The organism is Parabacteroides sp. D25, from assembly GCF_000307475.1.
Taxonomy (GTDB): Bacteria; Bacteroidota; Bacteroidia; order Bacteroidales; family Tannerellaceae; genus Parabacteroides; species Parabacteroides distasonis.
In genome coordinates, this window is record NZ_JH976500.1 from 278,004 (window position 1) to 291,570 (window position 13,567).

General features: G+C 45.9%; 10 protein-coding genes. 9 read left to right on the forward strand and 1 reads right to left on the reverse strand.

Features of this window, described 5'->3' with window-relative positions:
* Positions 1–5: 5 nt before the first annotated feature.
* Positions 6–1,526, reverse strand: a complete 1,521-nt coding sequence (locus HMPREF0999_RS01090; RefSeq protein WP_009274946.1) for a hypothetical protein — start codon at positions 1,524–1,526, stop codon at positions 6–8.
* Between the two features lie 228 nt (positions 1,527–1,754).
* Here HMPREF0999_RS01090 and rbsK point away from each other — a divergent pair, with 228 nt between their 5' ends.
* The 9 genes from rbsK (at position 1,755) to HMPREF0999_RS01135 (ending at position 13,517) form a co-directional block, all read left to right on the forward strand.
* The gene (gene rbsK, locus HMPREF0999_RS01095; RefSeq protein WP_009274947.1) at positions 1,755–2,678 is read left to right on the forward strand and encodes a ribokinase; all 924 of its coding nucleotides are present in this window, start codon (positions 1,755–1,757) and stop codon (positions 2,676–2,678) included.
* Positions 2,679–2,700: 22 nt separating this feature from the next.
* Positions 2,701–4,257 (forward strand): ADP-ribosylglycohydrolase family protein, encoded by a 1,557-nt coding sequence (locus HMPREF0999_RS01100; protein WP_005858072.1) that lies wholly within the window; start codon positions 2,701–2,703, stop codon positions 4,255–4,257.
* A 13-nt stretch (positions 4,258–4,270) separates the two neighbouring features.
* Entirely contained in the window at positions 4,271–5,275 is a 1,005-nt protein-coding gene (locus HMPREF0999_RS01105; RefSeq protein ID WP_005858071.1) for a nucleoside hydrolase, read from the forward strand.
* 7 nt (positions 5,276–5,282) lie between these two features.
* The gene (locus HMPREF0999_RS01110; RefSeq protein WP_005858069.1) at positions 5,283–6,284 is read left to right on the forward strand and encodes a GRP family sugar transporter; all 1,002 of its coding nucleotides are present in this window, start codon (positions 5,283–5,285) and stop codon (positions 6,282–6,284) included.
* An 89-nt stretch (positions 6,285–6,373) separates the two neighbouring features.
* Positions 6,374–7,123: a hypothetical protein gene (locus tag HMPREF0999_RS01115; protein WP_009274948.1), complete on the forward strand. Its 750-nt coding sequence runs from the start codon at positions 6,374–6,376 to the stop codon at positions 7,121–7,123.
* Positions 7,110–7,490, forward strand: coding sequence for a GtrA family protein (locus tag HMPREF0999_RS01120; protein WP_005858065.1), 381 nt, complete (start codon positions 7,110–7,112; stop codon positions 7,488–7,490). The genes HMPREF0999_RS01115 and HMPREF0999_RS01120 overlap by 14 nt, the downstream gene beginning before the upstream one ends.
* Positions 7,491–7,495: 5 nt before the next feature.
* Entirely contained in the window at positions 7,496–8,428 is a 933-nt protein-coding gene (locus HMPREF0999_RS01125; RefSeq protein ID WP_005858063.1) for a glycosyltransferase family 2 protein, read from the forward strand.
* Between the two features lie 150 nt (positions 8,429–8,578).
* Positions 8,579–9,979 carry a class II fumarate hydratase gene (gene fumC / locus HMPREF0999_RS01130; protein WP_009274949.1) on the forward strand — a complete coding sequence of 467 codons (1,401 nt, stop codon included), beginning with the start codon at positions 8,579–8,581 and terminating at the stop codon, positions 9,977–9,979.
* A gap of 94 nt (positions 9,980–10,073) precedes the next feature.
* Complete coding sequence (locus HMPREF0999_RS01135) at positions 10,074–13,517, forward strand: alpha-L-rhamnosidase (protein ID WP_009274950.1); 3,444 nt, start codon at positions 10,074–10,076, stop codon at positions 13,515–13,517.
* The last annotated feature ends 50 nt before the right edge of the window (positions 13,518–13,567 follow it).

Genomic DNA, 13,567 nt, shown 5'->3' on the forward strand with positions numbered 1-13,567 from the left:
ATCTATCAGTGAGCTTTTTCTGCAAGAATATCTGCCAGCGACCGTTGGGTTAATTTACTCTCAATCCAAGCAAGGACATCAAATGTCTTTAAAAGTTGGCGTTCATATTTATCTTGTTCGATTTTTTGAATGTCTTTTTGGTATTGTAGCCAGCGTTTATTTCTAGCTTTCTCGTATGATGGAAGCGGATAGCCCTGTATAAACTTGAATATTAACTTTTCTGTGATATAAGTCTGTTTCTCGAAGCGGATGTTTCTTTTGATGGAAATAATTTCGTTCTCAAAGAAATCATAATTGCCTAATTCTGCTTGGAGTAAAAGATTTACCAATCTTGCTATCTTGTAAGAAGGAAATGCGCAAAATAACTTTCCCAAACTAAATATCTTTTTCATGTATTTGCGAGCTTGTACATAATCTTTCGTATACATGCCTAATACAGCGAAGCTTAGATATAACCGTAATTGAGACTCAAGTCCTAATGATGTTACTTTTTTTAGTAATTCATTTTCTTGCTTATCCCTTAGCTCTAAGGCCTGTTCAAAGTTTCCGGCTTGTAACAAGCTATTGGATTTGTAGATATATATCAAGGTTTTCAGATGTAAGATGAATTCAGTGGAGTACTCATTTTGTGTTAATTCTTCTAGTTTAGAAAGGAAAAAGGGAGTTTCATGATATAATCCGGCAATACATAAACTGTCTAAAATACCTTGTATGGAACTTAAATAGTAGATAGGAGGATTTAATATTAAATGTTGGTTGTCGTTAAATAAGTTGATAAGCTCTTGGTAATATCGGATAGCCGATTTATAATTGCCGGAGTTAAGATAATAAGTGGCTTGGAATAGCAAATGTAACTTTTGCGCTTCGAATCCTTGGTAGGAATTGTTTGCGATTAAATGGAGTTCGCTCAATACGAGATCGTTTAAATCCTCTTTTTGTTTGTCGGAACGGATATAGCCTTTGTTAATTAAACGGTGTTTAAGAATATCGTATAGCTGTGTATGTTGATTAAGGGTTCTTGCGTATTTTAATACTTCATTGATTTTCATTTGCTTGTTTACCAGCTGCTTTTCTGAGATTGTTTTAAAATCGAGAGCGCTTAAGTATTTCAGTTCCGTTCTCCGAATCAATAAAAGCAAGGAATCATTTTCATAAGTGATCGCTAATTTTTTTGCTTTATCTAATTCAATGAAAGCTTCATCAAATATTTCTCGTTCGAATAATACGCCAGCCTTTGATATATAATTGAAAATTCTTGTTTGGACATCCTGTTTTTCTCTTAGTCTAACTAAACATTCTAGAAGTACCCGATATAAATGTTTGACTGCGGTCTCGAAACTCTTCCCGTCTTGAATCTGACAAAAGCGTGTATACAGCTGTTCGGGAGACGTATTAGCGTCTATTAGATTAAAAAGGGTGAGGTATACCTTATCACCGTTTTGAAGGTTTGCGCAAAGATGGAAATATCTTTTCTCAGCTTTTGTCAAGGTGTTGACAAGCATTAATAATATGTATGTGTTATTCATGGACTTTTGATGTTATCAAGTGTTTGATATATAGTGAATATGAGAAATTGTATGATGCAAATATATCGATTTGGGTTTATCTACGATGAAGATTAATTGATGATTTTTATATTTTGGATCTTTTTATATTTGCGACATCGGTGAATGAATTTAAATTAACATGAAATCTGGTGTACCAAGCGGAATATATGATATTTTTGTTAAACGAATGATTAATAAGAGAAAAGCATGAAAGACTTACGGAATCATAATATATTGGTTGTTGGAAGTAGCAATACCGATATGGTCGTAAAGACGAATCATCTCCCTCGTCCGGGAGAGACGGTATTAGGCGGAACATTTTTTATGAACCCGGGTGGGAAAGGAGCGAATCAAGCGGTTGCTGTTGTGCGGTTAGGGGGACAGGTCTCGTTTATTTGTAAAACAGGCAGTGATATATTCGGACATCAATCCCAGCAGCTATTTGAGGAAGAGGGGATTGATACTTCCTATATTTTCTCAGATCCGAAGAATCCATCTGGCGTAGCGTTGATTACGGTGGATGCTCATGCTGAAAACTGTATTGTGGTGGCCTCCGGAGCTAATGCTAATCTATTACCTTCTGATTTAGCGAAATCGGAAGAGGCGATAGAAAAAGCCGATTTGATTTTAATGCAATTGGAGATTCCTATGGATACTGTCGAGTTTGTCGCTAAGATGGCATCGAAGAAGAACAAACGGGTAATATTGAATCCGGCTCCAGCTCAAACTTTGTCGGCTACGTTACTCCGGCATCTGTATATGATTACCCCGAATGAGACAGAGGCAGAGATGATCTCTGGCGTGAAGATCACGGATGAGGTTTCCGCAAAGAAGGCTGCGCAAGTTATAATGGAGATGGGAGTACAGAACGTAATCGTTACTTTAGGCTCAAAAGGAGCTTTGATCTATTGTGATTCCATGGTAGATATGGTTCCTGCGATAAAAGTGGAAGCCGTTGATACTACTGCCGCCGGGGATATTTTCAACGGCGCTTTAACGGTGGCTTTGGCTGAGGGGCGGGATTTAAGGGAAGCCGTGAGATTCGCTTGCAAAGCTTCCGCCATTTCCGTGACTCGTGTGGGAGCGCAATCTTCTGTTCCTTACCGGAATGAGGTGGATATTTTTGATTAATCTATAAAAACAATCTAATATTATGAAACAAACAGTATTTGCGGTGATAACGGTAGCCTCTTTATTTCTAGGGGCGACCTCATGTTCCCAACAACCCTCGGCAAAGGATCAAACGACGGTGCCCGCTGAGTTTACGATTAGTAAAGAAAAGTTGATGGATAAGATTAAGGGAGGTTGGGCCGGACAAACCATAGGCTGTACGTATGGCGGTCCGACGGAGTTCAAATATAACGGAACGATGATTCAAGAATACGTACCGATCGTATGGCCGGACGGATATATCAAGTGGTGGTACGAGAATGTACCCGGATTGTACGATGATGTTTATATGGACCTTACATTCGTGGATGTCTTTGACCGGTTGGGATTGGACGCTCCTGTGGACTCATTCGCCATGGCGTTCGCTACGGCGGGATATACGTTATGGCATGCTAACCAGTCGGCACGTTATAATATTTTGCAAGGGATCATGCCTCCGGCGTCCGGCCATTGGCTGAATAACCCTCATGCGGATGATCTGGATTATCAGATCGAGGCGGACTATGCCGGACTGATGTCGCCGGGTATGCCGAATACGGCTTCCGAGATTTCTGATAAGATCGGGCATATCATGAATTACGGAGACGGTTGGTACGGCGGTGTGTATGTCGGGGCGATGTATTCGTTATCGTTTATCTCGGATGATATCGAGTTTATCGTGACCGAGGCGTTAAAGACGATACCGGAGCAAAGTACCTATTATAAATGTATGAGCGATGTGATCCGCTGGCATAAGGAATATCCGGACGATTGGAAACGCACTTGGTTTGAGTGTGAGAAGAAATGGAGCTCGGATATTGGTTGTCCGGATGGCGTTTTCGTTCCGTTCAATATCGATGCCGTGATCAATAGCGCATACATTCTTATCGGCTTGCTTTATGGTGAGGGAGATTTCTATAAGACATTGGATATCTCTACCCGTTGTGGACAAGATTCGGATTGCAACCCAGCCTCTGCGGGTGGTATCTTAGGAACAATCCTTGGTTATAGCCGTATACCGGATTATTGGATGAAGAACTTGAGAGAGGTGGAGAATATGGATTTTGCCTATACGACCATCTCATTGAATAAGACTTACCAAATGGGCTTCGATCAAGCGTTGCAAGTGATAGAGCGCAACGGCGGTTCCGTTTCAGGTGACGAGGTGACGATCAAATGCCAGCAACCTGTAGCCGTTCGTTACGAGAAGGCTTTCGAGGGTATGTATCCGATAGAGAAAGTGGCGGTTAATAAGAATTTGTCCGATGTAGGAGAACTTCCATTTGAGGGAACAGGCGCCGTATTCAAAGGCTTTGTGAACGCTAAAGATGATAAATACGTAGCGAAAGTAGAGATGTACCTAGATGGGGAGCTGGTTGAGACGGCGAACCTTCCGGCATCCTATACGACTCGTAGGAACGACCTGTTTTGGAAGTATCAGCTGCCCAAGGGAAAACATACGGCTACGTTTAAATGGCTAAATCCACGTAATGATGTCTCCGTACATTTCGGTGAGATACTGATTTACTCGGATGCTCCGAAAGAGATTGTTCACCAATAAAATTATAAAGATTATGAAGAAATCATTGTTTCTGATGGGCTTATTCGCCTTGTTTATCTCCTGTAAGGGGAATGTTTCTCAAACCGATAAGCCTCAACCGGTAAATCTTATTCTAGATACCGATTTAGGTCCGGACTATGATGATGTGGGCGCTATGGCCTTGATGCATGCCTTGGCGGATAGCGGTCAGGTAAATATTCTTGCGACTCTTTCCTCCAACCATGATGAGCGGGTGGTGCCTTGCATTGAGGTGCTGAATACTTATTTCAACCGTCCGGACATACCGGTAGGGGCACCAAAGAGCGAACCGGGGGCCTCCTTGACTACTTGGCATAAAACGAAGTGGACTGACGAGTTACCCGCTAACTATCCGCATCATACGGCGAAGACTTCCGACGCTCCGGATGCCCTGAAGGTGTATCGTAAGATTCTGAGCGAACAACCGGATACCAGCGTTGTTATTTGTACGATTGGTTTCTTCTCTAATTTAAGGGATTTGCTTCAATCGGGAGCTGATGAATATAGCGATCTCTCCGGAAAGGAATTAGTCGCCAAGAAAGTGAAACGTTTGGTTTCTATGGCGGGCCTGTTTCCGGAAGGTAAAGAATTCAATGTGTATTGCGATGTCCCTGCCTCTAAAGTCGTAGCGGAGGAATGGCCTACAGAGATTGTCTTTAGCGGTTTTGAGATCGGGAACGTAATCTTGACCGGAAAGAAACTGGTGCAAATGAACGTGGAGAACAGTCCTGTAAAAGATGCGTATGCCCTTTGTTTTGCGGAGGGAGACCCAGAAGGGCGCATGAGCTGGGATCATACGGCGGTATTGGTCGCTATAAAAGGTTATGAGCCTTATTTCGATGTAGAGCGAGGAACCTTTCATGTCGTAGATGATGAGGGGACTAACAATTGGGTGGCAAATCCCAATGGCCGTGATCTTCGTTTGATCGAGAAGATGCCGCCTACGGAGGTCGCTTCCTTGATAGAGAATTATATGATGCATCAACGATCTATTAAATAGTATTTTTATGTATATCGTACAAGATTATTCTTTAGCTGTCATATTCTGTGTCGTTACGATGCTTTGTTGGGGATCGTGGGGGAATACGCAGAAATTAGCCTCCAAGACTTGGAGATATGAGTTCTTCTATTGGGACTACGTGATTGGTGTCTTGCTCTTTTCTCTGATTTCCGGCTTTACCTTGGGTAGCATCGGGACGGAAGGACGCAGTTTCCTGCCGGATTTGGCGCAAGCGAACCTCGCTAGTTTAGGGAGTGCCTTTTTGGGCGGTATTATTTTTAATGCTGCCAATATCTTGTTGTCTGCGGCGATCGCCATTTGCGGATTGTCGGTTGCTTTTCCGGTTGGGATCGGATTAGCCTTGGTGCTAGGCGTATTGGTTAACTATTTCGGGGCGGCGAAGGGGGAACCAACTTATATCTTTATCGGTGTAGCTTTAATCACGGTCGCCATCATCTTGAATGGCCTGGCTTATAAGAAAGCCTTGGTCGGTACCAAGAAAGTATCGGGGAAGGGGATCCTTATATCGGTTGTGGCCGGCGTGATCATGGCCTTTTTCTATCGTTTTGTCGCCGCTTCCATGGATATGGAGAATTTCGCTTCTCCGGCACCCGGGAAGTTGACGCCTTATACCGCCGTATTTGTTTTTGCCATAGGAGTATTTGTTAGTAATTTCTTGTTTAACACATTGGCAATGAAACATCCGGTGGAAGGTAAGCCTGTCTCCATATGCGGTTATTTTAAGGGAAATATGAGTACGCACCTCGTGGGTGTATTGGGGGGTGTTATCTGGTGTATCGGTCAATCTTTCAGTATGATAGCGTCAGAGAAAGCGGGAGCGGCTATATCTTACGGATTGGGGCAAGGAGCCACGCTAGTCTCCGCTTTATGGGGCATCCTTATCTGGAAAGAGTTCAAGGGAGCACCAGCCATTTCCAATCGTCTGAATGTCGGGATGTTTATTTTATTCGTGATCGGACTTGGGTTTTTAATTTATGCGGGAGCTTAAATAACGTTATTTTTATTTATTCCGGAAAAAACATTACCTTTGTTCTTGTTTCTTGTTTATGGGAGTTTAATAACGAAAAAAGACGATCTATGAAAGAAGAAGGTGATGTATTCAAAAAGTTCCGTGATTCCTTCAGTAGGATGGAGGGACATTTCCATATACTAGAACAGCGTGTGCCGGTTGAACTTCAGATGGAGTATTTCAAATACTCGGAAAACGTACGGAAGGAAAACCGGCCTCCTCGTCCCTTATCGGAGGATGAGTGCGAGACCCTGTACAACACTTTGTTGACGGAGGAAACCAAGGACAAGACCGAGAAGAGATATCTGTTATCTCAATTGGCTACCTCGAAATCCGTCCGTGCGTACCGCTTGTTGGAGGAATACACCCAGCATCCGGACCCAGAAGTGACAGATTGGGCCTACATGGCTTTGATGGAGTCTCGTATCTCCTTAGAGTCCGATTTCTCCGACGAGAAACAAATTTATATCTCGACCGGCTTGGGAGGAAAAGGGGAGAAGCTGCGTTTCTATGTCTTGATGACGTCTAAAGGCAAGAAACCTTTCCAAGAATATCAGCGGCAGACAATCGAGCGGGAGTTCGCTTATTATCTGCCGAAAACGGACTGCGAGATCGAGCGTTTGACGATCGGTGAGCAGTATGTGGAGTTGGTGTTCTTGATCCCGGTGCGTACGGATATAAAAGCCACGTTGGATCGGGTGATCAATGAATGTAACCAATACGGCGATTTCCTCTCGAATGTTTTCACGATCACGAATGTCAAGGAATTGACAGCGGAGGAGGTTTCCGAGATTATAAATAAGAATGGAGACGATTAAGCAAGCTATTAAGTATGGTGTAGTCGGGTTGAGCAATACCTTGATAACGATGATCGTTATCTGGGTGATGATGAAACTCTTCGGATGCCGGGAAGGTTTATCTAACTTAACGGGATATGTGGCAGGCATATTAAACAGTTTCATCTGGAACAAGCAATGGACTTTCAAGGGAAGTTCCACCGGATGGACGAAAGGGGCGGTTCGGTTCACGATCGCTTTTATTATTTGTTATGCTTTACAGTACGGATTGGTACTGATCTTGAATTCCCGACTTACGATCGATCATTACTACAACCACTTGATTGGAATGGCTTTCTATACGGTGATTAATTTTTTAGTAAATAAGTTTTATACCTTTAAAGCTTAAAAGGCATGAAGAAGTTAGCGGTTATAGTCCCGTGTTACAACGAGGAAGCCGTGATCGAGGAATCGTATCGGCGTACGAAAGAGGTCTTGGTAAAGTTGCCGAACCCTACGGAGATTATCTATATAAATGATGGTAGTCAGGATAAGACACGTTCTTTGTTGGATCATATAGCCGCTACCGATCCTCATGTGAAGGTGATTCACTTCTCCCGGAATTTCGGTCATCAACCGGCGGTAACGGCGGGTATCAATAACTGTGACGCTGATTTGGCGATTATCATCGACGCCGATATGCAGGATCCGCCGGAATTGATTCCGGATCTGCTGGAAGTGCAGGAGAGAGAGAATGCTAACGTGGTTTATTGCGTCCGTAAGTCACGGGAAGGGGAGAGTCTTTTCAAGCTGTTCACCTCCAAGGCTTTTTACCGGGTGATGAATTATATGAGCGAGGTCCATTTCCCGCTGGATACGGGAGATTTCCGTTTAGTGGACCGGAAGGTGATGAATGAGTTCGACCGTTTTAAGGAACGGGGAAAATATATCCGTGGCTTGATAAGCTGGGTGGGCTTCCACCAAGTGCCGTTTTATTATGAGCGTGAGGCGCGTATCGCCGGCGAGACGAAATATCCGATTAGTAAGATGCTGAAATTCGCGTCGACGGCAATGCTTTATTTCTCGAAGAAGCCGTTGCGTTTGGCGACGAGTCTCGGGTTTATATCCGTATTGGTCGGTATAATCTTGGCGGTTTGGTTCACGTTGGGCAAGATCTATGGTTTTAGTAACGCCGAGGTTGGCTGGACTTCTATCATGACTTCCATTATCTTCTTTGGAGGTGTACAGTTATTGACGGTCGGCGTGTTAGGGCAATATGTCGGTATCCTCTTTGACGAGATCAAGGCCCGTCCCGAATACATTATTGACGAGAAGAAAAACTATTAAAAAACATCGGAGGCGAAATAAGCCGTTTCTCTATGATCTGAATTCTGTTCCATGATAAATGTCTTTTCATGATATACTCGTGAATGTAACATAAACAATTCGATATCCAGATAGTTTATACATAGAAGAGATTAATAAAACTTATGTGTCATGAAGTATAGAATAGAGAAAGATACCTTAGGTGAGGTGGAAGTGCCGGCGGACGTTTATTATGGGCCGCAAACACAACGGAGCGTGAATAATTTCAAGATCGCCACCGATATTAGCCGGATGCCCGAAGAGGTGATAGAGGCGTTCGCTTACTTGAAAAAAGGAGCGGCTTTGGCTAATAAAGACGCCGGTGTCTTGTCTCCGGAGAAATGCGAGTTGATCGGTAAGGTATGCGACGAGATCTTGGCGGGTAAATTAAATGACTCCTTCCCCTTGATTGTATGGCAAACGGGGAGCGGGACCCAGACGAATATGAATGTCAATGAGGTGATCGCCAACCGGGCACATGTGCTGAGCGGAGGAAAGCTAACGGATAAGGAGAAAGTGCTGCTTCCGAACGATGACGTGAATAAATCGCAATCCTCCAATGATACGTTTCCTTCCGCTATGCATATTGCCGCCTATAAGGTGATAGCGGAGGTGACGATCCCGGGATTGGAGAGTCTGTATCGTGCGTTGGCGCTAAAAAGTGAGGAGTTCATGAAGATCGTGAAGATCGGGAGGACTCATTTTATGGATGCCACTCCATTGACATTGGGGCAAGAGTTCAGTGGCTATGCGGCTCAATTAGAATATGGTATACGGAAAGTAAAGGATTCCCTATCGCATATCTCCGAATTGGCTTTAGGAGGTACGGCGGTTGGGACCGGTATTAACGCCCCGGTCAATTATGACGAGTGTGTCGCTAAGAAGATATCAGAGTTGACTGGGCTTCCTTTTGTAACCGCTCCGAATAAATTCGAGGCCCTAGCTACCCATGATGCCTTGGTTGAGGCGCATGGAGCCTTGAAATCCGTAGCGGTCAGCTTAATGAAGATCGCAAACGATATACGAATGTTGGGCTCAGGTCCTCGTGCCGGTATCGGTGAGATCCATTTGCCGGAGAACGAGCCGGGTTCCTCCATCATGCCGGGAAAGGTGAATCCTACGCAATGCGAGTCATTGACGATGATCGCCGCTCAAGTAATGGGTAACGACGTGACAATCTCGATAGCCGGCTCCAACGGGCAGTTCGAGTTGAACGTATTTAAGCCGGTGATTATCTCGAACTTCTTGCAAAGCGCCCGCTTGATCGGTGACGGTTGCCTGAATTTCAGCGAACATTGCGTAAAAGGCATTACCCCGGTGAACGAAAACATCAAACGCCATCTGGATAGCTCCTTAATGCTGGTTACCGCCTTGAATCCGAAAATAGGATATTACAAGGCCGCCGCTATCGCCCAGAAAGCCTATCAAGAAAATAAGACTTTGCGGGAGGCGGCTATCGAGTCCGGTTATGTGACCGCCGAGGAGTTTGATCGTTGGGTAGACCCGTCCAAGATGGTAGGAAAGATTGAGTAGTGTCAAAACTGCTACATCTTCTCCCAAAAATGAAACAAAGAGTTAAGATGATAATGGATATTTTTGTACCGTTATCATTTTAATTCTTTGTATTATGAAGAGCACACGATGTATTTTGTCTATAATCTTAGGGTTGCTGGCCGGATGGCTACCTCTGGGTGCGGTTACCGTATTGAAGAACCTACAGGTTGAGTATCAAACCAATCCACTGGGAATTGATGTCAGTCAGCCACGTTTTAACTGGCAGATGGAGTCCGATCGCTATGGGGCCTGTGGGCAGGCTTATCGGTTATGGGTGGCCGATAGTCCGGAGCAATTGGCTGCCGGGCGTTATATCTATGATTCGGGAAAGGTTCTTTCCGGGGAATCGGTCGGCGTAGTTTATCAAGGAAAAGCATTACAACCTTCCACTCGCTATTATTGGAAAGTTTCCGTATGGGATGAATCGGGAACGGAAATTACCTCCACCGAGCCTGCGTGGTTCGAGACCGGTCTTCTGGGTTCCGGATGGAGTGGCGCCCGTTGGATCGGCTCGTCGGAGACACAACTCTCCAAATATCGCTCGCATTATGTGATCGACTATGATGTGCGGGTGGCCGAGGGTAATGATAAAGCCGCATTTGTCTTTGGGGCGAGGGACGCTGATAATTATGTGTCTGCTGAACTGGACTTGAATGGTTCGGGGGACGCCCGTTTCATTCTACGCCATACCACGGATGGAAAAACGACGCAAGACGCCTCGGAGAGTCTGGCCTCCATCATCCCAGCCTCGGATAAGCATAAGGCGCATCATATCCGGTTGAAGGTGACGACGGCCCAATATGCCTTGAAATATTTCGTGGATATAGAGATCGATGGAAAGACCTTGGTGAATTCCTCTTTGACTCCCGAGGAGAAAGAACGGAAGAGCCGTGGTGATTTCTGGGGAGGCAAGGAAGGGGCTTTCACCGTGTATCCTTATCCGGATGGAGAGTTGGTTTATCATTGCCGTTTGTACGCGATCGGTTTCCTGCAACCTAAAGGGCAGACCGCTACATTCTCCAACTTGTGTATCAGCGAGGATACGTGGAATACGCTTCTGTACGATCCTGCCGAGACTTATGTGGAGAAAGGGGAGGGAAAGCTCAATGTCTGGTATCCGGGCGAGAACGTATCCGCTCCCATGCTCCGGAAAGCGATAAAGATAGAGAAATCGGTCAAGAGCGCCCGTTTATATGCTACCGCTAGGGGTGTCTACGAGTTCTCGGTGAACGGGCAGAAGGTTGGAAAGGATTATCTGAATCCGGGTTGGACGGATTACCGTTACCGTATCATGTATAATACGTATGATATAACGGATTTGCTACGACCGGGCGATAATGGTATCGGGGCGATGTTGGGCGCCGGATGGTGGAGCGAGCATAGCGGTTTCCTTACCGGTTGGCAGGATCAATACGGAACCCGCCAGTCCTTATTGGGAAAGATCGTGATCGAGTATGCCGACGGTACTCGTGAGACGATCGTTACGAATGATAGCTGGAAATGTTATGACCGGGGACCGATCACTTTTAACGGCCTTCAGAATGGAGAGGAATATGATGCCCGGAAAGAGGTGAACGGCTGGGATGCTCCGGGTTTTGATGACTCGTCATGGAAACCGGCGACCTTATTCGCCGCTCCTCCGGTAAATGTGGAGATCCAAGGATATGTAGGCAGCCCGATACAAAATAATGTGACCCTGACCGCTCAGTCCATGGTAGAGCCTATTCCCGGCGTCTATGTCTATGATATGGGGCAGAATATGGTCGGTGTTCCCCGTCTGACTTTCAAGGGAAAGGCCGGACAGGAAATCACGATCCGTTTCGGGGAGATGAATTATCCGGAAACGATCCCTACCGAGCTGGTCGCCCCGTACACGATCGCGATGTATAAGGAGAAGAAAGGGCAAGTCTATACGGATAATTACCGGAGCGCCCTTTCCACGGATCGCTATATCCTGAGAGGGGATGCGGCGGGTGAGACGTATGAGCCTCGCTTTACGTTCCATGGTTTCCGTTACGTGGAGATTCACGGGTTGGAGAGGCCGTTACCCTTGGAGGCGGTGAAAGGGATCGTGCTGGAATCTATCGGTGTGCGGACGAGCGGTTATGAGACATCGGACGAGCGTGTCAACCGTTTGTTTAATAACATCATTTGGGGCCAACGGGGTAATTTCCTGTCGGTTCCGACCGATTGTCCGCAACGGGATGAGCGTATGGGCTGGACAGGGGATGCGCAGGTATTCGCTCGTACGGCTACTTATAATATGAATGTCGATCCGTTTTACACCCGTTGGCTCTACTCGGTCCGGGATAATCAAGGAGATGACGGTAGTTACGCGAACTATATACCCGTGGTCGGTTTCCCGCCTCACGGCGCGGAGGATGGCGGAGGTGCCATGGGATGGATGGAAGCCGGCGTGATCGTACCGTGGCAAATGTATCAACAATACGGAGACGTGCGTATTCTGGAGCAACATTACGCTTCCATGGTCGCTTATATGGATTATTTGGAGCGTCGTGCCGTACGCTATGTACAGCCCTTCGGTGGTTTCGGTGATTGGCTGGCTATCGAGCCGACGAATTCCATGTTGACGAACACCGCTTACTCCGCCTACGACGCTTTGATTATGGAGCAGGTAGCGAAACGTTTAGGGAAGGATGCGGACCAAAGGCGTTTCCGTACTTTCTACGAGAACGTGAAGAGGTCTTTTAACGACCTGTTCGTAAACGAGGAAGGACGCACGTTCGCCCCGACGGTGGAATCTATCTTTGGCAAGGATTCGCAAGTAGGTATGTGGCCCGGAACGGCGGCTACCGAGGCGAAGATCGTGGATACGCAGACCTCATACGTGGTTCCTCTCCAGTTCGATCTGTTCAATGAGAAAAACAAACCCTTGGCGATCCGGCATCTGGTAGAGAATATCAAGAAACATAATTATACGCTTACCACTGGCTTTATCGGTACGCCTTACCTGAATTTGGTATTATCCGACAATGGTTATGACGATGTCGCCTATAAATTATTTGAGCAAACCGCCTATCCTTCATGGCTATACCCTGTCCTGCAAGGCGCAACCACGATTTGGGAACGTTGGAATTCCTACACGTTGGTAAATGGCTTCGGCCCTGTGGATATGAACTCTTTCAACCATTATTCGTATGGCGCTATCGAGGAGTGGATGATAGCTTATACCTTGGGTATCCAGCGGGATGAGGAACAACCCGCCTATAAGCACATCATCCTTCAACCCCGTATCGGCGGAACCTTCTCGTTCATCCGGGGTCATTACGATTCCGCCTATGGCCGTATCGAGAGTGGATGGCAAATCCAAAAGAAGGGCTATATATACGAGGCAACCATTCCCGCTAATACGACGGCTACCTTATATCTGCCCGCCAAATCGGAGAAGTCCGTTCGTATGGAGAAAGGGCAGGAGGGGATCACGCCCGTGGGATTGAAGGATGGGAAGGCTGTGTACCGATTGGGATCGGGGAGCTACCGGATATACGTGGATTGAATATTTCCCAAATATCCCGCCCGCGTCGGGTGTGCGGTCGAATCTTAGAG

Coding starts and splice junctions, on each gene's coding strand:
- HMPREF0999_RS01135 (WP_009274950.1), top strand. CDS start 10,074: ATGAAGAGCACACGATGTATTTTGTCTATAATCTTAGGGTTGCTGGCC.
- HMPREF0999_RS01120 (WP_005858065.1), top strand. CDS start 7,110: ATGGAGACGATTAAGCAAGCTATTAAGTATGGTGTAGTCGGGTTGAGC.
- HMPREF0999_RS01115 (WP_009274948.1), top strand. CDS start 6,374: ATGAAAGAAGAAGGTGATGTATTCAAAAAGTTCCGTGATTCCTTCAGT.
- fumC (WP_009274949.1), top strand. CDS start 8,579: ATGAAGTATAGAATAGAGAAAGATACCTTAGGTGAGGTGGAAGTGCCG.
- HMPREF0999_RS01100 (WP_005858072.1), top strand. CDS start 2,701: ATGAAACAAACAGTATTTGCGGTGATAACGGTAGCCTCTTTATTTCTA.
- rbsK (WP_009274947.1), top strand. CDS start 1,755: ATGAAAGACTTACGGAATCATAATATATTGGTTGTTGGAAGTAGCAAT.
- HMPREF0999_RS01090 (WP_009274946.1), bottom strand. CDS start 1,526: ATGAATAACACATACATATTATTAATGCTTGTCAACACCTTGACAAAA.
- HMPREF0999_RS01110 (WP_005858069.1), top strand. CDS start 5,283: ATGTATATCGTACAAGATTATTCTTTAGCTGTCATATTCTGTGTCGTT.
- HMPREF0999_RS01105 (WP_005858071.1), top strand. CDS start 4,271: ATGAAGAAATCATTGTTTCTGATGGGCTTATTCGCCTTGTTTATCTCC.
- HMPREF0999_RS01125 (WP_005858063.1), top strand. CDS start 7,496: ATGAAGAAGTTAGCGGTTATAGTCCCGTGTTACAACGAGGAAGCCGTG.